Genomic DNA, 19,804 nt, shown 5'->3' on the forward strand with positions numbered 1-19,804 from the left:
TGGGAATATTATCGACAGGAGGTGTTTTCATGCCTGAAGGGAAAGAATTAGAGCAGCTGCCGATGGCTAACACGCTCCCTGGAATGGGGGACGATGAAAGTAAATTCAGCAGAGAGAAGCTTGTTTCTCTACCATCGAAAGATATTCCGAGACCTGCAGAAAAAGGACAGTCGAGGAATCAATAATTTAATGAGAAAAAACTCGCTTTTTATACAAAAATGGCGGGTTTTTTCTCATTATGATGCTATAGTTAAAAAGAAAAAAAAGACATATTCAAAGGGTCAATATTACCTTAATCGGGAAGGTGTCAACTTGGAAATTACTGAAAAGCTGATGCTGAATCTCTCACTCTTGCTAGTTCTCATGTTCTTTTTTCAAGTACTGCAAGAGCGACAGGGACGCAGTGTATTAAGACAATATATTTTGCCATTATACTTCGTTGTCTCCATTTTTCTCTGCATGATTTTTTCTGTTGAAGCAGGTGGAGGTGTGAGATTTGATCTTCGGCAAGTCCCAATTATTCTAGGAAGCTTATATACAGGGAGGGTTTTCTTATTTGCTGGAGCTGCAATCCTAATGCGTGGATATATGGGCGTTGATGATGGCTTTTGGACTGCAATGCTCTACTTTACTTCTCTTGCATTCGTTCTGAAATGGATTCACTTATGGTATGTGCAACTGCCAAGCAGTCAGCGGATCTTTGCGTCTGTCCTTGCAACATTTGCTTCTTCTGTTGTTTTATTAGAAATTATTTTTATTCTCCATACTCCTCAACGCAACATGGAGACTATTTTGAGTTATACTTTGGTCCCGGCAGTAGGTGCTGCCCTTATCACTTACTTTATCGAAATGATAAGGCAGAATATCCTGATACGCAATCGACTAGCGAGATCAGAAAAAATGGAAGCTGTCAGCCATATGAGTGCAGCGATTTCCCACGAAATCCGCAATCCGCTTACTTCAGTAAAAGGATTTTTGCAATTAATCCAGGAAGATTCCTACTCGGAAGAGAAAAGAAAGGAATTCCTCCAGATTGCAATGAGTGAGATTGTTAGAGCCGAGCAAGTTATGAATGATTATTTAACCTTCTCAAAAGCGGCACTTGATAAAGAGGAAGAACTTCATGTGGCAGAAGAATTGAGCAATGTGTTGAAGACATTTGAATATCTTGCTGCAGAAAAAGGAATTAAGATAAATGCCTCACTAGGTGAAGACTTAATGATAAAAGGGGACAAATCAAAATTTAAACAGGCCGTAATCAATCTTGTGAAGAATGCACTTGAAGCAATGCCGGCAGGGGGAGTATTGACAGTCCGAGCAAATAAGGTACAACAATCTGTGCAACTCCTATTGCATGACACTGGGATTGGGATGTCTGAAGAGCAACTGAGCAGGCTTGGAGAACCTTATTATTCGACAAAGGGGAATCAGGGAACCGGCTTGGGTCTTATGGTCACATTTAGCATAATCCGAGCTATGAAAGGAAAAGTTCAGGTGAACAGTCGTCCATGCAGAGGCACAACTTTTCGCATTACCTTCCCTTCATATAAGGGGGAATGATGAAGCTGAGGATAGCGATAGAAATGGTGGCAGGCCTTTGTTAAGATTAGAACAAAGGTTCTGTCGACTCTTTTTTGTGATTTTGTTTGCTATAATGCTAGTTTAGAAGTAAGTTTGGAACAGACCGAAGCAATTCAAAAAGAGGTGGAAATTCCATGAAATTTATACATACAGGAGATTGGCACTTAGGAAAGCTAGTCCACGGAATGTACATGACGTCAGATCAGCGCCATGTATTAGATCAGTTTATAGAACTTGTAGCGGAGGAACAGCCGGATGCTGTCATTATCGCTGGAGATCTTTATGACCGTTCTGTTCCGCCAGTTGAAGCGGTGGAACTGCTTGACGAAATTTTGTTCCGAATTAATGTGGGACATCATACGCCTGTTATCGCGATTGCAGGAAACCATGATAGCGCTGAGAGGCTTTCGTTTGGAAGTTCGTGGTACCGTCATAACCATTTTTATCTATCGGGAAAGCTGGAAAAAAATCCTTCGCCGATCCATATCAATGGAGTTCATTTTCACCTTGTCCCTTATGCAGAACCTGGCACTGTCCGCTACCTTTTTGATGATCCTTCCATCCATTCGCACCAAGATGCTATGAAACGTATTATCGGAAACATCGAGGACAAAATGGAGAACAGGGAACCGAACGTGCTTATTGGCCATGCTTTTGTGCAAGGCGGAGTGACATGTGATTCGGAGCGGATCCTTTCTGTAGGGGGATCAGGCTGTGTTTCGGCAGAACTTTTTGAGCCATTTTCTTATACGGCTCTCGGTCATCTGCATAGCCCGGATGCTATCAATCATGAGAAGGTCAGATACTCTGGATCCTTAATGAAATATTCATTCTCCGAAGCAAAACAGCGAAAGGCTGTTGCAATTATCGAAATGAACGAAGACGGTACATTCAAAACAAGAAGCAAGAGCCTAACTCCAAAGCAGGATATGCGGGAGCTCGCGGGATATTTGGACGAACTTCTCGACCCCGCTGTCTATCAAAAAGAAAAAACGGATGACTTTCTGAAGATCACCTTGCTTGATGAAGGTTCGTTAATTGACCCTATCGGAAAGCTTCGCCAAGTATACCCTAATGTCCTTCATCTCGAAAGAAAGCTAGAATTGAAAGATAAGAAGGAAAAGAATAAACTTTCTAACGTTAATACAGAAAAAAAGTCAGATTTAGAGCTATTTGAACAGTTTTATCGTGAAATGACTACAGCTGAATTTAGTGAAGAAAAACGGAGAGTAATGGCTGGTGTGATGGACTCCATCTTGAAGGGAGAGGCAGTGAAATGAAGCCGTTAAAACTCACGATGCAAGCATTTGGACCATATGCTGGTTCTGAAACAATAGATTTTACCATGCTCGGTAACAAGACAATGTTTGTTATTTCCGGAAAGACTGGATCGGGTAAAACAACGATTTTTGATGCAATCAGCTATGCGATTTATGGGAAAGCAAGTGGTGAAGATAGAAGCGGCTCCGACTTGAGAAGCCAATTCGCCATGGATAGTTTATTGACGGAAGTGTCCCTTGAATTTATGGTGCGAGGAAAGATATATAGAATCAATCGTTCACCCCAACAGGAAAAGCGGAAAGAACGTGGTGATGGGTTTACAACTGTCGGAGCGAAGGCGGAGTTAGTATTAATCAATCGGGACGGCAAGGAAACGTTACTTGCGGCAAACGTGAGGGATGTGGATGAGAAAATTCGTGAAATCATGATCATTGATAGCACCCAGTTCAGGCAAATTCTAATGATTCCACAAGGGGAGTTCCGTAAATTACTTGTTTCTGATAGCAAAGAGAAGGAAGTAATTCTTCAACGGCTTTTTCATACAGGCATCTATAAGAGAATTGAGGAGAGGCTGAAGGAGGATGCTGCAAACTTAAAGCAACTAGTTGAAAAACAGGTAGAAAGCCGCAACAATGAATTGAGAAAAGTGAATGCTTATAAAAGCGAGGAACTGAAAAGCCTTATCGAATCTGAGAGTACCAATGATAATTTGCTCATTCCACTTATCAAAGAAGAGCTCGAATTGATGGTTGATGACTTAAATAAATTAGAAGAGGAAAGAAGTCATAAACTCGCAGAACGCGACCTGCTACAAAAAAAGCTGTATGAGGCGGAATCGTTAATAAAACAGCTGGACACTCTTCAAAAGCTAAAGGATAGAAGGGAAGTTCTTAAAAGTCAGGCATCTGAAATCGCAGAATGGGAAGCAGCGAGTCAAAGAGCAAGGAAGGCAGAACTCCTTTCTACCCAGGAAGAGCTATGCCACCGGCTCAAGAAAACAGCAGATGCTCTTACTAGCGAGCTTAAAAGGGCCGATGAAAAAATCGTAGTTTTGGAAAAGCAGACAACAAAGCTGGAAAGTATCCTTGGGGAGCTAGCGAACAAAGAGGCTGAGAGAACAGCTGTTTTCGATAAAATCGGCTGGCTTGAACATATACGCGGCGATGTGGAAGCGTTTGAAGAAATGAAGAATAGGACAGAAAACTTGTCCTCTGAACTGAAAAGAAAACAGCAAGCAAAAACGAAAGCCGAAAAAGAATGGAAGGCTCTTTCTGAAAAATTAATATATCTAAGAAAAAATAGAGAAGCGGCCGAAGCGGCTAAACTCAATGGAATAGAAAAAGAACGGGAATTAGATAAGGCAGAACTATTATTAAAAAAATTGTCTCAAATGAGCGCTCATTTCGAGAAAGAACAAAGCGTAGTGATGGAGGTCGAAAGCAGCAGGGAAAAGTATGATTATGCCTGCAGACGCCTTGAGGATGCGAAATTAACAGTGGAAGAATTAGAGAAGCGCTGGATGGAAACCCAAGCATCTGTATTGGCTTCTTCCCTCGAAGCAGGACACCGTTGCCCTGTTTGCGGTTCTGCTGATCATCCATCACCAGCACATAAGATAAATAGTATTGTAGTCAGCCAGGAAGACTTAAAGGCCGCCAGGCAGCATTCAAGTCTCCTAGAAAGGGAAAAATCTATAGCAGAGAAGCAATACATCAGTCTGCAATCCCGTTATGAAGGTTTGAAACAAATAGGGATAGAGTTGTTGAGCGAGCTTAAGGAACTATCGGGTTTTTCAGAGAGTACCATTGAAAAGGAAATAGCAAACGCGGAAGTATTGGTTTTCGATTTAAAAACAACAGTCGATAAACTAAATACTGCTGCTAGGAACGCTATGAGTATAAAAAAAGAAGTGGATGCTACCGAGGAGCAACTCGCAAAAGCGGAAGAAGCAATGAAAGAAATTGGGGAAGCCATTAATATTCTATCGAATGAACATAGTGCTAAAGCAGCAATGCTCGACCGACTGGTACGTACACTGCCTGAAAATCTTCGTTCATTAATGGAGTATGAACATAGCCTTAAGGAAGCTAAGTCAGCCTACCAAAAAATGATGGATGAACTAGAGAAAGTTCAAAATCAAGCACAGATAACAAAAGAACAGCTTGGAACCGAAATTGGGAAGAAGGAACAGCTACTGAAACAGCTCGAAGAAAGAATGCGAGAACTCAAAGTGGAGCGGCAGCAGTTCAAAGAAAATATGATTTCACAGGGTTTTGAAACCTATCAGAGCTATCATGCCTCTAAGGTTTCTTCAGAGAAAATTGCCGAACTGGAATCTAAAACTAGAGCTTACCGAGAAGAATGGAGATCCGTTAGCGATCAAGTGGACAACCTGGAAAAATTGCTTAAGGGCATTCCATCCCCTAACATTGAAAAAATAAGGGAAGAACTGAATAACAAGGACAAAGAAAGAAAGCTGCTTGATGAAGAGTGTAAGCTGTTAGCTTTTAAAAAGCAAAATAATGAAAGTATTGTCTTTGCTGTAGAAGAGCTCAATGGGAAAATACATGGACTAGAGGAGCAATATCGATTGATTGGCCATCTTGCTGATATTTCAAGGGGACAAAATACGTATAAAATCACTTTTGAACGGTATGTGCTTGCCTCTTTCCTTGATGATATTCTTGCAGAAGCGAACGGGCGGCTGGCAAAAATGACTGGAGGCCGCTATCATTTAATCCGGAAGACAGATCGTTCGAAAGGTAATGTACAAAGCGGCCTAGAGTTGCTCGTATTTGACCAATACACGGGACAAGAGCGCCATGTAAAAACCCTTTCAGGAGGGGAGAGCTTTAAAGCTTCTTTATCACTTGCCCTTGGCCTTGCGGACGTTGTTCAAAGCTATGCAGGGGGAGTTTCGCTTGAAACGATGTTTATAGATGAAGGATTCGGTACACTTGATCCAGAGTCGCTTGACCAGGCTATCGAGTCTCTAATTGATATCCAAACAAGCGGGCGGCTAGTTGGCATCATTTCTCACGTTCCCGAGTTAAAGGAAAGAATTGACGCAAGGCTCGAGGTCATATCCACACAAGCAGGAAGTCGAACAGAGTTTGTCCTAACTAACATTTAATAGAGTGCAGGGAGAAAGTAAATGGATTTTCAAGTGCAGTTTTTGTCATTTTATCTCGTAACAGTGGATGGGAAAGGCGAGCAGGCAGATAAGCGCTGCAAACACTTTCAAACATTGACGGAAGAAGAATACGAGGATAGCTCGCTGAAAGATTTTCTTAATGGGGAATTTACGAAAATCATGAAAAGGAAAGCAGAACGCCATCCTAAGACAGAAGATGTTCCCACAAAAATCGGATATTTTATTGTGGAAGAGGGGCATGATTTAAGCTCCAATCCAAACTACAACTTATTTTCAAAAGCAAGAAGGGCTGAATCCAAAGAGTCTTTTATGGAAGAAAGCCAAAAGTTTGCGAAAGCGTATATCGAAACGAGCGCAGTGAGAGGGGGAGTGTTCATTGTTGCTCGTTCAAAACTTCGGAAGTATTTTGATGATTCCTTTATCTTCATATTAAAATGTGACTTTGAACCTAAAGTTGCCGCCATTTCCGATGAATCTACCTTAATTCGCAATGTAGAAATGGCAATTACCACAAAAGGAATGAAGTCGATTGTATATCCTTTCATGCCAGAAGAAGGGATGATAGAGGACCGGGAATTAAAGATCAATCAAGCTTCCCATTCTCGTTACTTTGAAGATTTCCTGAAATATGTTGAATTCAGGGAATCTATGCCTGAAATTGTAAAGACTCAAGTGATAGAGATGGTTCGGCATCAAATGGAAGACATGTATGAACCAGAGAGTGATGAAAGAAACGAATTGGAAAATTCAATGGAAATATGGGCAGCTAGTGAAAAAAGAGAGCTGCAGGAACGATTTGAGCCTGAGCAGGTAATGGAAGCGGCAGCTCAGATAATGGAGCATGCTCCTGAATTGGACTTGAAAATGAAGTTGGACCACGTTTCTGTGAAGGGGCTTCTATCCGATTTTGGGGAAAGCATCCATTTAGCAAAGGCAGAGGGAAAGTATATCCTTATGATAGAAAGCGATTCGGTTGTATTTGAAAAAGGATTCTCTCCTGTCGAATTCGTGAAGCCAGTGGAAGTAGAAACAGTGATGGAAAGAATAAGAGATAGAAAGTAAAAGGGAGCAGCGGCGCTGCTTCCTTTTTTAACTTAATTCTGATACTGTGACAAACTCATAACCTTCTGTTTTAAGGAATTCAAGTACTTTTTCCAGCGCTGATGCTGTTGTTGGATGGATATCGTGCATTAAAATAATTGAATTATTTTGGGTATTAGCCTTAACAATTGATAGGATTTGCTCAGGGTTTTTCGATTTCCAGTCAAGCGTATCGACTGTCCAAAGAACAGGTTCTCCGCCAGCTGAATTCTTTACCTGGTCATTTACAGCTCCATACGGAGGACGGTAGACCGTTGAAGGCGTTCCTGTTGCTGCTGCAATTGCATTGTTTGTCTTTTGAATTTCATCTTGAACTTCAATGGGAGCAAGTGTAGTCATATCTCTATGGTCCCAAGTATGGTTTCCTAGTTGATGACCTTCTTGTGCGATTTGTTTGGCTATATCAGGGTAAAAGTCCACACGGCTTCCAAGCATGAAAAAGGTTGCCTTTGCATCATACATCTTCAACATTTCTAAAATTTTTGGAGTATTGACTGGGTGGGGTCCATCATCGAAAGTCAGGGCCACTTTTTTGGCGGGCTGTTTTGTTGCACTATCCTGAATGTGTTGATTATCTTTAAGGTTGTTTTGTTCGTTTTCTTTTCTTCCAGGCGGCTGTTTAGCACTGTTAGGCTTCGGTTCGTCTTTTACTTTTAGCCTGTTCTTCCACTCTTTCCCCAATAATTCGCATACCTCTCCCCACGTTACCGTTATTTCCGGCATACCTGCAGCTCCTGCGGTGACAAGGTATTTTCCAAATTTGAAATGAATGCCTTTATCCGTTAAATACATATTGGAAATATCATTGTTTTGAACGATATGCTCGTAAAGAGCCTCATCAAAATAGTAACCGCGTATTTCTATTGAGCTTCTAAACTGTCTGTCCAGAATTTGAAATAGCTGCTTTTTGTTTTCTTTAAAATTAGTGAACAATAACTTTTGGTCAATGAACTTGCCTTCTCTTGTATCTACAATAAAAACTTTGGTGTTGCTATGTCCATTCGCACCATTGATAAAGCTTTCCTCAGTAAAAACAATAGAATATAAATCTTCGCAACCTTTAAATATTTCAAATGATAATAATAATGTGGCAGGAGTTTTCTTTAGTCTTTTCGGATTTTCTATTTCAACGTCATGATCGAATGTATTTTGAACATCGATAATATATTTTTCTATCTTTTTATTTAAGCTGTCCTTTTGAAATACTGGAAAGTGGACGGCGCTATGGAAAGTATCTTCATCCCGAATATTTGATTTGATGTCCACTCCTTCATACTTAGAGTGTTCAAGAGTGGTATTATTGATTTTTCCCGCTGCTGTTTTTTCTGCCAGATTGAACTTGATGAGGTAAATCAATCCTATTGCTAAAAGTACCAGTACTAAAGTCAGTGTTGTATACTTCGATGGTTTCATGCTATCATCCTTCATTTTCTATTGAATGGGGTTTCCATTCCAATTCTAAATCGGACTGGAAAAGCTCCGTACCTTAAAGGGTTTACTTTTTTATTTTCATATCTTCAAAAAATAGAGGAGGGAAAAATGCATTTATACTGGTAAAATATACTCCCTCTAAATATCGGGTATTTTTACCGATTTTTTAGCAGTTTAAGAAAGTTTCTGTAAGGATATGATGCTTTCTTGAACTCCTGACCATTAAGCGATAAAGTAGGAAAAGAAGAGAATTTAAAGTAGGTGGCTACAGGGTGAAACGATATTTTACCATTGGAATGGCTGGACATATTGATCATGGAAAGACTTCGCTTACAAAAGCATTGACTAATGTGGACACAGATCGGTTGAAAGAGGAAAAAGAACGGCAAATATCAATAGAACCAGGTTTTGCTCCTCTTTACGAAGATGATGATGTTCAAATATCTGTTGTTGACGTACCAGGACACGAGCGTTTTATCCGACAAATGATTGCCGGTGTAGCTGGAATTGATTTAGTAGTCCTTGTTGTGGCTGCAGATGAGGGCGTCATGCCTCAAACAAGAGAACATCTTGATATCTTAGGATTCCTTGGCATTGAATCAGGCATTATTGCAATCACGAAGATTGATCGTGTTGAAGAGGAGTTTATTGAGCTCGTTAAGGATGATATTCTGGCGGAGCTAGAAGGAAGCGTGTTTCAGGATGCCCCTTTCTTGCTTGTCGATTCCATTAAAAAAAAGGGGACAGAGGAACTAAAACAAACGATCGTCACTATGTTGAAGTCTCGGGAAATGCGGGATTTCAGAGGAGCATTCCGGCTTCCGGTTGACCAGGTATTTACTGTGAAGGGACAGGGAACGGTTGTAAGGGGGACAGTTTTCGAAGGTTCTGTGGAGGAAGGGAAGATGTTGAGGGTCATGCCGCGGAATCTGGAGGTGAAGGCAAGGCAGCTTCAGGTACATCACAAAGCAGCAAACATTGCTTTTGCAGGCCAACGTGTTGCAATTAACATAGCCGGGGCTTCAAAAGAAGAACTAAAACGAGGCGATGTCCTAGTATCCTCGGATAGATTTATTGTTACAAGAACGATTGATGTTGCTATTGTAACGGCTGGTGATCTCGAGTATCTCGTCAAGCAGAGAACTCCTGTCAAATGCCATATTGGAACAGCAGAAGTAATGGGCAGGATTGTCTTTTTTGATAGAAATGAGCTCAAGGAGAATACAGAAGAAATTCTCTGCCAGCTAAGACTCGACGAAGAAATTGTTACGAAGCGCGGGGACCGGTTTATTATCAGAAGACCAAGTCCTCAAGAGACAATTGGCGGCGGCTGGGTAATAGACCCGCGTGGTAACAAGTACAGATATGGAGAAAAGACAATCAAAGAGCTTCAAAAAAAGAAGGTTGGCACTCCACCCGAACGGATAGCTGCAGCGCTATTTGAAGGCAAGATACTATCCTTGGCCCAATTGAGTAAGCGAACTGCATTGGATGAAGGTATCTTAAAAGATTATCTCGGAAGTGAAACAATCGTTAAAGTCAACAGCAAGGAATTTACGATTAGAAGTCTTGTTGATGCCATGAAAGATGATCTTGAGGATAGGCTAGATGAATTTCACCGCCATAATCCGATGCGCAAGGGAGTGAATAAGGCAGAGCTCTTACAACCGTTGCAGGAAATGTTCCCGCGTACTCTTCTAGAATTTGTATTGGAAGAAGGATTGAGTGAGGGACTTTTTAACCGGGAAGGGCAATTTGTCAAACTTTTATCTTTCCAACCTCATGTCCCGAAAAATTGGGAGAAACGGACAGAAGGTATGTTAACAGCTCTTCAACATGACGGTTTGCATGTCCGCTATCTTTCGGATTATATCAAGGATGCTGGTATACCAGAGCATATTGCTGGTGAGCTAAAAAAGTTTCTGGAAGAGAGTCGCATGATTGTTCCTCTTGATCAGCAGTACTACTGGCATTCAGAGTTATTTGACAGCACTGTTGAAAAATTGAATCGTGGAACCGGGACAGAATTTGAGGTTGGCGATGCAAAAGCTATCTTAGGGTTATCCCGAAAGTATCTCATTCCGCTCCTTGAAAGATTAGACAGCTTGAACTATACAAAAAGAGCTGGAAATAAGAGAATTTGGCTTCCAAATCCTTTAAGACGCTAGCTTTATTGAGGCAACAGAAAAAATTGTAGATTAGATGAAACTTTCTTTCTGCCTACAACAAAAAAGTCATGCTTCCATCCGACTTGGATGGAAGCATGACTTTTTCAGCGGCATCCTTGAATGTACTTTGTGTTAGCAAAAGAATTGCAAAACACACGCCTATGATTATTAATGTTGAATTTCTTTATAGCGAGCACATATCTCATTCGATTTTTCACAAAGCTTCAATTCTACATCCGTGTCGTCGAAGAACCACTGATCGTTTGTTTCTACAAAAAAGGTGACACCATTTTGCTCCTGCTGTATGGATGGATTTGCTGGTTCTTCTATCGAGAAAGCAAGGCTGTATCCTTTGTTTTTTTCACCAAAGCCTGCGTATTGTGGATATAGTCGGATTGTATATGGTTTCTGGGCATCAAATTCCCGTTCGAACCAACCTAAAGCTCTGTCATCGATAGTTATCATTTCCATGCACCATCCTTCAACCTATTTTTATAGTAAAACATCATAGCAGAAAGCTTTTTCCCTTGACTTCTTTCTCATAGCTTGAGCCCTTGCTTTTTGTTGCGTTCATTTCGACAAGCCAACATTTATTGTACTTATAAATTCATTATAAAATTGTTGAAGGAATGCAAATGTAAGTATTGTTACAAATAATCTACAATCTAAAAGTAAAATTTTTCTCTCTGTATATATATTCCATATAGCTCGCATAATAATGTCATTATTGTTATGGGGGAGATATGTTTGCCGGAATATACCAGTATAGTCGTTCGTTCTTTCATATTTTTATTTCTGCTTTTTGTCATAACAAAGCTTGTAGGGAAAAAACAGCTTGCAGAGCTTTCATTTTTTGAATACGCATCTGGAATAACAATTGGAAGTATTGCAGGGGAAGTAATAATGGGGCTTGAAAATAATATTATGCACGGAGTTTCGGCAATAATTATATTTGGAGTATTGACTTACCTCGTGGATGTATTGTCGATTAAAAGTAAGAGTTTTCGTGATACCGTGGAGGGAAAAGCAACCATACTGATTAAAGGGGGAAAAGTATTAGAAGAGAATTTAAGAAAAGAAAAATACTCGATTGATGAATTATCTTCGCTTCTTAGAAAAAAAGGAGTATTTGATTATGGAGATGTAGAATTGGCGGTTCTGGAGCCGAAAGGAGATTTGAGTGTCTTGCTAAAACGCAATAAACAGCCGTTAACCCCCGGTGATTTTAATATGCACTTAGAGAAGGAAAAGGAAACCCATATCATTATCATGGACGGTTATATTCTTGATGGCCCGCTAATGGATGCTGGTAGGAGTAAGAAATGGGTTTACGATAAACTCGGAAAAAAGGGGATCAGTGTAAAAGATGTGTTTATAGGTCAAGTTGATAATGAAGGAAAAATGGAGATTGACCTATATGATGATGGAGAGAGAAAGCAAGGTCAAGAAAAAGGTAAACATTAAGATTGCATTACACTAATATTACATAAAAATTTCAAATATGAAGAAAAAAGCTGGAATCCCTTATTTATCAATAGTATAGCCATTTTCTTCAAGAGAAGCTTTGATATGTTGATGGTAAAATGTGGTGGATAAGCCACTTTTTTTATATACCATGGAGGCAACTGAAGCGATAGTATTGTTCTGTAATACTATTAAGGAGTTGCTATCATGAAAAAACATCTAGTAACGGCTGCTGCTATTGCAGGGGTATTGATCACTAGCTTTAACGGGACGGCAAGTGCCCATGAACAGATTCATACTGTTAAAAACGGAGAAACATTATGGAGTCTTTCCAGATTATACAGTACAACGGTAGAAAACCTAAAGCAATGGAATAGGCTCAGCTCTTCTGCCATTTATGTCAATCAAAAATTGACAACGATTGCTCCTCATTCTCACACAGGCACCCAACAACAGGGAGCATCTACATCTACGGCTTACACAGTAAAAAGTGGTGATTCACTATGGAATATTGCTAGAAATTATTCTATGACTGTCAGCCAATTAAAGGCGCTGAATAATCTATCATCCGATACCATTTATCCTGGACAAACTTTAAAGGTTAGTGGAAATGTGACGGCAACGCCATCCTCGCCCGCTCCATCTTCTTCCAAAGTAAATTCACTAGTGTTAGAAGCAAAAAAATATATCGGTGTTCCATATGTATGGGGAGGAAGTACACCTTCCGGCTTCGACTGCAGCGGATATTTGCAATATGTTTATAGCAAAGTAGGAGTTTTCATTCCTCGAACTGTTGCAACCATTTGGAATGCAACAACAAGAGTATCTTCACCAAGCGTTGGGGATATCGTATTCTACGAAACTTATAAAACTGGTCCTTCGCATGCAGGGATTTATCTGGGTAACAATAAGTTTATTCATGCTGGCTCTTCGCGCGGAGTCGAAATCAGTGATATGGGCAACAGCTATTGGAAGGCACGCTATCTTGGTGCAAAGGCGGCATTGTAAGTAAGATATTTGAAGGGATTTAGCTCTCATTACTCTATTAAATATGAATAGAGCCCTAAAATTTGATAACTGAATGCTCTTTGACATATAATTCTATTAAGCGATTGCATTCATATATGCACGCTTTTTTCTTTATTAGGTAAGATGTCTGTAAATGCTCAGCAACTGGGTTGATCGTAGAAATAAAAGAGTTGGAGGCAAAAGAACAGTGAGAATTCCAATATTGAAGATTAAAGAATATTTATTGGTATCGATCCAGGTGGAACTTGATGATCAGACTGTTCTTGAATTTCAGGAAGATTTGCTGAACAAGATTGCAGAAACAGATGCTAGAGGCGTTGTCATTGATTTGACGTCTGTTGATATGGTTGATTCTTTTATTGCTAAAGTGTTAGGAGACGTCGTGACAATGACTAGTTTGATGGGGTCTGTAACAGTCCTAAGCGGTATTCAGCCTTCTGTAGCCATCACGCTGATTGAGCTTGGTATCACTCTTGATAATGTGCACACAGCTATGGATCTTGACCAAGGCATTCTTATTTTGAATCGTTTATTAGAGGGCTGATGTATGGGCGAAACGATACGGATTGTCATTAATAATGAGATTGACATAGTAGTTGCACGCCAAAAGGGAAGAGAGTTATCAAAAGCAGTCCATTTTGGCATTGTGGACCAGTCGAGAATTACAACCGCGATTTCGGAGCTTGCCAGAAATATTTATCTGTACGCTAGCCATGGGGAAATAAGGCTGTCAATCAAGGAAGAGAACAGGAAGAAAGGTCTCGAGATTATTGCAGAGGATAAGGGACCGGGGATTGATGATATAAGGAAGGCGCTTGAAGATGGCTATACCACCTCAAATGGACTTGGTGCAGGTCTTCCCGGTGTCAAACGGTTAATGGATACCTTTAGTATTGAATCAGTTCCTGGAGAAGGAACAAAAATAACTGCATTAAAATGGACAAAATAAAAGGCTGATGGAGGAATTCCTCTATCAGCCTTTTACATATCCACCCATTGTCTTCGTACTTGCTCCCGTGCAATGTTAATAATTTCATCTTCTGTCGCCTCTGTTGAGGCAATAACATTTGTGATATATTTTTGCCCTCCAAGGTCAATACTTACAGTGAATTCTCTCATTTTTTCCTTCCTTCTTTCATGTTGTTCATTTGGTCACAAGGGGTTAGTAATTACGTGATATATATATACCAATAACCTAATAGTTTTAAACCCTGAAGAAAAGCTAAGTTGAGTTTGCAATAAAACAATGTACTGATGATAAATACAAGCAACAAATATTCGAAGAACCCCTGGTCTAGGTCCATGATTTTGAGTAACTTTCCCAAATTCGACAAATTGCTACAATCCGGAATGATATTATATGGAAAGCTTATTTATGCCATCTATACAAGGTTCAATAGCAAGTATTTTTGAAACCAGACGGCTATAAATCCTTCCGGCAGCTTGATTTGAATAAAATAGACAAATGTGTTTACGTTCTTCAGTGAAACCAGCAATGAGGGTCTCAAGCATATCTAAAGAAACTCTTTATGAGAGGCGAAAGTCTTGATGTCCCCGGGAATGAAATAAACAATATTTCGCTATTTTAAAATGCTAATCTATCTTTTTTTCTCTTAAACATGGAAAGTTATTCCTCTATGAAAATAGTCTGAAAGTCGGAAGGGTTTTCCCAAACTAATTCAATAAGCTAGTGATTGCGGAATTTCGAAAATTATAATTATAATAAAAATGCAGCAACCGATGCTGCTAAACTTTTGGAAGAGGTGAAGGGTTTGAGGAGAAGAAAGGTATTAAATAGTGCACTACTAGGCGTCATGTTGTCAGCATCTGTTTTTACAACAAGTGCATTTGGACAGGAACAGGAGCAGGTAAATCAGGATAGCAGCTATCGAGTGCTAATCAAAGGGGAAAAAGCTGCTAAGTCTATGGCTCAGAAGAATTATGGAAAACGCTGGGACTTTGGTGGGGAAGGCTTTACGACTACTGTGAATGCTAAGCAATACCTAGCATTAAAGAAAAACAAAAATTTAAAAATAGAAACTATTAAAGAAGTTAGCCTAGATCCTGTTATCCAAAGAAAGAAAGTAATCACAAAACCGAAGGCAGCACCTTCCGACCAAACACCATGGGGAATTGCCGCCATCTATAATGACCAGAATATTACCTCTACATCCGGAGGAGATGGTATCAAGGTTGCCGTGTTGGATACAGGGGTAAACCGCAATCATCCTGATCTTGTAGGAAATATGGAACAATGTAAGGACTTCACTCAGACAAGCGCTCCTATCGTTAACGGCTCTTGCGTTGACCGCCAAGGACATGGAACACACGTATCTGGCACCGTGCTTGCGAATGCTGGAAGTGCAGGAACTGGTATTTATGGAGTAGCACCTCAATCAGAACTTTGGGCTTACAAAGTATTGAATGATAATGGCTCCGGTTATCCTGATGATATTGCGGCAGCAATTCGCCATGTTGCTGATGAAGCAGCACGTACTGGCACAAAGGCTGTTATCAATATGTCACTCGGTTCCGATGCGAAAGATACTATGATTGCTAGTGCAGTAGATTATGCTTACAATAAAGGCGTGTTAGTCATTTCTGCAGCAGGAAACAGCGGACCAAGTGCAAATACGATTGGATACCCTGGTGCACTTGTCAATTCAGTTGCGGTAGCTTCACTAGATAATTCTATTGTCAATGGCACACATAGTGTTTCAGACTTTTCATCCAGAGGAAATCCAAATACGGATGGAGATTATATCATTCAGGAAAAAGATGTTGAGCTTTCAGGCCCTGGTGGTGACATCTATTCAACATCTGTTACTGGCGGCTATACAACGATGAGCGGAACTTCCATGGCCACGCCACATATTGCAGGTCTTGCTGCTAAGATTTGGTCTTCAAACAAATCTTTGACAAATGTTCAGATGCGTGCTGAGCTGCAAAAACGTGCGAAGCTATATGATATTAAAGGTGGCACAGGAGCAGGAACTGGTGATGATTATGCTTCTGGTTTTGGATTCCCGAGAGTAAAATAAAATTTCTAGCAGGAAGCAGCCTAAGTATTAAATAGGGCTGCTTTCAGCCTTAATATTAAGAAAAAATTGAAAAATTAGAAAAACAGGACTTTTTTACTGTTTACCTTCCTGAAAAAAATGTTACATTTATAAGAAACGGCAGGTGAACACATTTGGAATTCGGTCCGCTAATTAAATATTATAGGACACAGCATGGCTTGACACAAAAGGAACTGGCGGCAGGGATTTGTTCTGTGCCACATCTCAGCAAAATAGAAGGAAATTCCAAGGAAGCGAACCAAGAAACGCTAAAACTTCTTCTTGAGCGTCTTGGAATCGACCAAGAAGAAATTCAGGGGCACGAAGGCCAAATAAAAGAGCAACTTACAGAGCTGAATGAACTTATTGATTATCATTTGAAAGAAGAAGCCTCAGAGCTTATGGAAAAGATGAAAGAAATGGAAAATGTCATTCCGTTTTCATCATCCCTATACTTATATGAACTTACAAAGCTAAGATACTTCATTTTTACCGAGCAGCTTGAAGAGGCACAGCAACAAAAAGAAATGCTTAATAAACAAAAGAAAAATTTTTCCCAACATGAAAATAGTTTATTTCGCTACTTGAATGCAGTATTATTATTAAAAAAAGGAAATAATCAGAAAGCCGAAGAATTATTAGAAGATCTTCTAAATTGCTGGAACGATGTAGTTGATAGAGGAGAACTATATTATCATTTAACTCTTACAAAAACATCATCGGATAAAGTTGGATATGCTATATTCTTTGGAAATCAGGCAATACAATCTTTCAAAAATAGTCATAACTTCATCAGGATCTTACATACACTAATGGTAATGGCATTAAATTACACACATTCAAAAATATATCAAGAGGCTTTAAATTGCTATCAGCATTTAATTAGAAATCTTTCTTTATTGGATAATACAATGATGAAAGCTACTGTTTATCAAAATATGGGTTATCTGCAAGAAAGAATGAATGAAGTTAGTAAGGCAAAGATCTATTATCGAAAGAGCCTCGAGCTTCAAGAACCCAACAGTTACAATTATTTAATAGCCCTATTTTCAATAGGAGAAACGGAGTTTTACCTTGATGAAAGTACAGCGAAACAGACTTTTATCAAAGTGCGTGAACTAGCTAAAAAGCTTGAAATTAAAAGATACCAGATTCTTGCTACCTACTATTTGTTAGCAATTGAGTCGCCAGAAAAATCGGTTGAGTATCTAGAGACAAAGGTTTTACCAGCAGTCGATGGTTATAATGTATATACCGTTGACCAATCCAAATTTTATAAGCTGCTTTATGATCATTACCGAAACATCGGAAATGCTGAAAAAGCAGTCTTATATTTAGAAAAACTGACTAAGGGGGAGGAAGAAAGATGAACAAAACAATTCAAACTGCAATGGTGCCAATTCAGCCTCCAATTTAAGAGGGAACAGTTTCAAAAAAAGACCCAGCCTTTAGGGGTCTTTTTTTTTATGCAAAATTTTCCATTATACCCCCTAAATAAGTCAGATCCTACGAATGGTATAGTGTACTGGCATTATATGAAAAAGTGAGGTAAAGGGGAGGGCCAGCAATGTTGTTATTGTGCATGGAGGAGATTGAAGAGTTGCTGGAAGCTACAGAGGAGATGGAGATGGAGATGGAGATGGAGAAGGATAAGCATACTGTTGTAATGAAAAACATTGAAATCGACCAGCTCTTAGAAGCTACTCGTCACTGGTAATGCTTTCCGTCAAGTTTATTAAATTTACTTCAAGGGTATTCATTACTACTGCAGCTTGTTTTTTTCGGCAGCCGTGAATATGATTGTTGGGAAAATTTTTAAAAGGCTGCCATGAGTTTAGTTAGTCCGTTTGTTGTCATGTCGTGTGGATTTAAACAATCACAAAGGGGTTAACTTATGGCAGAGGTCAAAGAAATAACTATCTTCAGGGAGGAGCTAGGCCGACTTCTCCATGATTACGAAAGATGCAGTGACAAATCTGTAAAAAATCTAATTAAAGAAGACATCTTACTAATTAGGGCAGCGATGATCATTGTCGCCTATTGTCCATGAAATTGCCGCTTCTCTTGAAGCGGATTTCTTTCGAAAAAAGTCTGGAGATCATCCATGGTCTCCAGACTTTGTCACTTCAATATATACAATATGGTGCCCATCAATCTCTTTTACTTTAAAAATGTAGCCTTCCTCCCGTATCTCATCATTTAATTTAACATCGTATTGATGCGATAAAAACCAACCGCCAATTGTATCGACCTCGTCCTCATTTAGATGAATACCCAAGAGGTCGTTTACATCCTCCATTAATACTCGTCCACTAAGTAAATAGTGGCAATTGCCAAGCTTGCGAATTTCAGAAACCTCATCAGCATCAAATTCATCACGAATTTCTCCGACAATCTCTTCTAATATGTCCTCAACAGTAACAAGACCTGCAGTACCACCATATTCATCAATCAAGATTGCCATGTGGGTACGCTCTCGCTGCATTTTCAACAAAAGGTCATGTATTGGTATCGTTTCGATTACCCTAATGACCGGCTTGATTAGCTGGGAAAGTTCTTCCGTATTCTTAGGTCTATGTTTGCTGATTGATGCAACAAGTATATCCTTAATATTCATCATGCCAAGGACGTTATCCTTATCACCGCAAACCACTGGATATCTTGTATATTGTTCTTCCTGAATTATTGCAAGGATATCCTCAAGCGTATCCTCAATTGAAATTGTTACAATTTCTGTCCGTGGGACCATAATTTCCTTGGCAATTCTATTGTCAAATTCAAAAATATTATTTACATAAGTCAGTTCTGATTTGTTAATTTCTCCGCTCTCATAGCTTTCGGATAATATGATTCGAAGCTCCTCCTCCGAGTGTGCTATTTCATGCTCAGAAGCAGGCTTTAAGCCAAAAAGGTTTGTAACCCCACGTGCTGAAGTATTAAGAAGCCAGATAAACGGATAGGCAATTTTATAAAACCATATGATCGGTTTTGCGAGCAAAAGGGTCATTGCTTCGGTCTTTTGAATGGCAACTGTTTTAGGAGCCAGTTCCCCTACAACAACATGAAGGAAGGTAACGATAGCAAAAGCCAGTATAAACGATAAAATGTCCTCAACCGAGTTGTTCAAATGCAAACTTTTGAACAGCGGGTGAAACAAATATTCAAAAGTAGGTTCCCCAAGCCAACCTAGGCCAAGAGAAGTAATGGTGATACCAAGCTGGCAAGCGGATAAGTATTCATCCAAATGGGTAATGACGGTTTTTACAGCAATCGCATTTCTGTTTCCTTCTTCAATCAGTTGATCAATTCTAGATGTCCTTACTTTAACAATTGAAAACTCGGTTGCAACGAAAAATGCTGTTAATGCAATCAATAAAAAGACAAGGATTAAGTTTAAAATCTCCAAATTATCGCCTTATAGTAAGGCTTACACCTCCTGTGCAATAGTGCCATTCATATTATTTTCCTGTTATTTGTTGAGAACCAGGATTTCCTCCATCATCTAGCACTCCACGCTTACAAGGTGAAGGTCTTAT

18 protein-coding genes are annotated in these 19,804 nt (G+C 39.6%); 14 read left to right on the forward strand and 4 right to left on the reverse strand.

Annotation, left to right across the window (positions count from 1 at the left end; all coding sequences use genetic code 11):
* Positions 1–29 precede the first annotated feature (29 nt).
* The 5 genes from BQ5796_RS18265 to BQ5796_RS07070 all read left to right on the forward strand — a co-directional run bounded on the left by BQ5796_RS18265 (position 30) and on the right by BQ5796_RS07070 (position 7,078).
* Positions 30–185 (forward strand): hypothetical protein, encoded by a 156-nt coding sequence (locus BQ5796_RS18265; protein WP_200792867.1) that lies wholly within the window; start codon positions 30–32, stop codon positions 183–185.
* A gap of 127 nt (positions 186–312) precedes the next feature.
* Positions 313–1,560 carry a sensor histidine kinase gene (locus BQ5796_RS07055; RefSeq protein WP_071461190.1) on the forward strand — a complete coding sequence of 416 codons (1,248 nt, stop codon included), beginning with the start codon at positions 313–315 and terminating at the stop codon, positions 1,558–1,560.
* A 155-nt stretch (positions 1,561–1,715) separates the two neighbouring features.
* Positions 1,716–2,861: an exonuclease SbcCD subunit D gene (locus BQ5796_RS07060; RefSeq protein WP_071459590.1), complete on the forward strand. Its 1,146-nt coding sequence runs from the start codon at positions 1,716–1,718 to the stop codon at positions 2,859–2,861.
* A complete protein-coding gene (locus tag BQ5796_RS07065) occupies positions 2,858–5,995 on the forward strand; it encodes an AAA family ATPase (RefSeq protein ID WP_071459591.1) in 3,138 nt (1,045 codons plus the stop codon). The genes BQ5796_RS07060 and BQ5796_RS07065 overlap by 4 nt, the downstream gene beginning before the upstream one ends.
* A 21-nt stretch (positions 5,996–6,016) precedes the next feature.
* Positions 6,017–7,078 (forward strand): DUF3900 domain-containing protein, encoded by a 1,062-nt coding sequence (locus BQ5796_RS07070; RefSeq protein WP_071459592.1) that lies wholly within the window; start codon positions 6,017–6,019, stop codon positions 7,076–7,078.
* 27 nt (positions 7,079–7,105) lie between these two features.
* Here BQ5796_RS07070 and BQ5796_RS07075 read toward each other — a convergent pair whose 3' ends face one another.
* Entirely contained in the window at positions 7,106–8,530 is a 1,425-nt protein-coding gene (locus BQ5796_RS07075) for a polysaccharide deacetylase family protein (protein ID WP_071459593.1), read from the reverse strand.
* Positions 8,531–8,820: 290 nt separating this feature from the next.
* Between BQ5796_RS07075 and selB the strand changes: the two genes are divergently transcribed.
* Entirely contained in the window at positions 8,821–10,716 is a 1,896-nt protein-coding gene (selB, locus tag BQ5796_RS07080) for a selenocysteine-specific translation elongation factor (RefSeq protein WP_074033916.1), read from the forward strand.
* A gap of 168 nt (positions 10,717–10,884) precedes the next feature.
* On the opposite strand, the gene BQ5796_RS07085 is transcribed toward selB, so the two are convergent.
* The gene (locus BQ5796_RS07085) at positions 10,885–11,187 is read right to left on the reverse strand and encodes a HesB/YadR/YfhF family protein (RefSeq protein WP_083413063.1); all 303 of its coding nucleotides are present in this window, start codon (positions 11,185–11,187) and stop codon (positions 10,885–10,887) included.
* Positions 11,188–11,463: 276 nt separating this feature from the next.
* Between BQ5796_RS07085 and BQ5796_RS07090 the strand changes: the two genes are divergently transcribed.
* The 4 genes from BQ5796_RS07090 to BQ5796_RS07105 all read left to right on the forward strand — a co-directional run bounded on the left by BQ5796_RS07090 (position 11,464) and on the right by BQ5796_RS07105 (position 14,158).
* Positions 11,464–12,180 carry a DUF421 domain-containing protein gene (locus BQ5796_RS07090; RefSeq protein WP_071459594.1) on the forward strand — a complete coding sequence of 239 codons (717 nt, stop codon included), beginning with the start codon at positions 11,464–11,466 and terminating at the stop codon, positions 12,178–12,180.
* A 207-nt stretch (positions 12,181–12,387) separates the two neighbouring features.
* Positions 12,388–13,188, forward strand: coding sequence for a C40 family peptidase (locus BQ5796_RS07095; RefSeq protein ID WP_071459595.1), 801 nt, complete (start codon positions 12,388–12,390; stop codon positions 13,186–13,188).
* A gap of 208 nt (positions 13,189–13,396) precedes the next feature.
* Positions 13,397–13,753, forward strand: a complete 357-nt coding sequence (locus BQ5796_RS07100) for an STAS domain-containing protein (RefSeq protein WP_071461193.1) — start codon at positions 13,397–13,399, stop codon at positions 13,751–13,753.
* A 3-nt stretch (positions 13,754–13,756) separates the two neighbouring features.
* A complete protein-coding gene (locus tag BQ5796_RS07105; protein WP_071459596.1) occupies positions 13,757–14,158 on the forward strand; it encodes an anti-sigma regulatory factor in 402 nt (133 codons plus the stop codon).
* A gap of 32 nt (positions 14,159–14,190) precedes the next feature.
* On the opposite strand, the gene BQ5796_RS17800 is transcribed toward BQ5796_RS07105, so the two are convergent.
* Positions 14,191–14,328, reverse strand: coding sequence for a BA3454 family stress response protein (locus BQ5796_RS17800; protein WP_097677985.1), 138 nt, complete (start codon positions 14,326–14,328; stop codon positions 14,191–14,193).
* Positions 14,329–14,981: 653 nt separating this feature from the next.
* Here BQ5796_RS17800 and BQ5796_RS07110 point away from each other — a divergent pair.
* The 4 genes from BQ5796_RS07110 to BQ5796_RS18270 all read left to right on the forward strand — a co-directional run bounded on the left by BQ5796_RS07110 (position 14,982) and on the right by BQ5796_RS18270 (position 18,318).
* Complete coding sequence (locus BQ5796_RS07110) at positions 14,982–16,250, forward strand: S8 family peptidase (RefSeq protein WP_071461194.1); 1,269 nt, start codon at positions 14,982–14,984, stop codon at positions 16,248–16,250.
* 152 nt (positions 16,251–16,402) lie between these two features.
* Positions 16,403–17,638 carry a helix-turn-helix domain-containing protein gene (locus BQ5796_RS07115; RefSeq protein ID WP_071459597.1) on the forward strand — a complete coding sequence of 412 codons (1,236 nt, stop codon included), beginning with the start codon at positions 16,403–16,405 and terminating at the stop codon, positions 17,636–17,638.
* A gap of 197 nt (positions 17,639–17,835) precedes the next feature.
* Positions 17,836–17,985, forward strand: a complete 150-nt coding sequence (locus BQ5796_RS18080; RefSeq protein WP_159430983.1) for a hypothetical protein — start codon at positions 17,836–17,838, stop codon at positions 17,983–17,985.
* A gap of 177 nt (positions 17,986–18,162) precedes the next feature.
* On the forward strand, positions 18,163–18,318 hold the full coding sequence (locus tag BQ5796_RS18270) for a hypothetical protein (RefSeq protein ID WP_200792868.1): 156 nt from the start codon (positions 18,163–18,165) through the stop codon (positions 18,316–18,318).
* Between the two features lie 48 nt (positions 18,319–18,366).
* On the opposite strand, the gene BQ5796_RS07120 is transcribed toward BQ5796_RS18270, so the two are convergent.
* A complete protein-coding gene (locus tag BQ5796_RS07120) occupies positions 18,367–19,674 on the reverse strand; it encodes a hemolysin family protein (RefSeq protein WP_071459598.1) in 1,308 nt (435 codons plus the stop codon).
* Positions 19,675–19,804: the final 130 nt, after the last annotated feature.

It is taken from the genome of Bacillus massilinigeriensis (genome assembly GCF_900111815.1).
Taxonomy (GTDB): Bacteria; Bacillota; Bacilli; order Bacillales; family Cytobacillaceae; genus Mesobacillus_C; species Mesobacillus_C mediterraneensis.

What these genes read in the sequence shown, in the direction of transcription:
- BQ5796_RS07075 (WP_071459593.1), bottom strand. Translation starts at nt 8,530, where the DNA reads ATGAAACCATCGAAGTATACAACACTGACTTTAGTACTGGTACTTTTA.
- BQ5796_RS18265 (WP_200792867.1), top strand. Translation starts at nt 30, where the DNA reads ATGCCTGAAGGGAAAGAATTAGAGCAGCTGCCGATGGCTAACACGCTC.
- BQ5796_RS18270 (WP_200792868.1), top strand. Translation starts at nt 18,163, where the DNA reads ATGGCAGAGGTCAAAGAAATAACTATCTTCAGGGAGGAGCTAGGCCGA.
- BQ5796_RS07065 (WP_071459591.1), top strand. Translation starts at nt 2,858, where the DNA reads ATGAAGCCGTTAAAACTCACGATGCAAGCATTTGGACCATATGCTGGT.
- BQ5796_RS07095 (WP_071459595.1), top strand. Translation starts at nt 12,388, where the DNA reads ATGAAAAAACATCTAGTAACGGCTGCTGCTATTGCAGGGGTATTGATC.
- BQ5796_RS07105 (WP_071459596.1), top strand. Translation starts at nt 13,757, where the DNA reads ATGGGCGAAACGATACGGATTGTCATTAATAATGAGATTGACATAGTA.
- BQ5796_RS07085 (WP_083413063.1), bottom strand. Translation starts at nt 11,187, where the DNA reads ATGGAAATGATAACTATCGATGACAGAGCTTTAGGTTGGTTCGAACGG.
- BQ5796_RS07060 (WP_071459590.1), top strand. Translation starts at nt 1,716, where the DNA reads ATGAAATTTATACATACAGGAGATTGGCACTTAGGAAAGCTAGTCCAC.
- BQ5796_RS18080 (WP_159430983.1), top strand. Translation starts at nt 17,836, where the DNA reads ATGTTGTTATTGTGCATGGAGGAGATTGAAGAGTTGCTGGAAGCTACA.
- BQ5796_RS07070 (WP_071459592.1), top strand. Translation starts at nt 6,017, where the DNA reads ATGGATTTTCAAGTGCAGTTTTTGTCATTTTATCTCGTAACAGTGGAT.
- BQ5796_RS17800 (WP_097677985.1), bottom strand. Translation starts at nt 14,328, where the DNA reads ATGAGAGAATTCACTGTAAGTATTGACCTTGGAGGGCAAAAATATATC.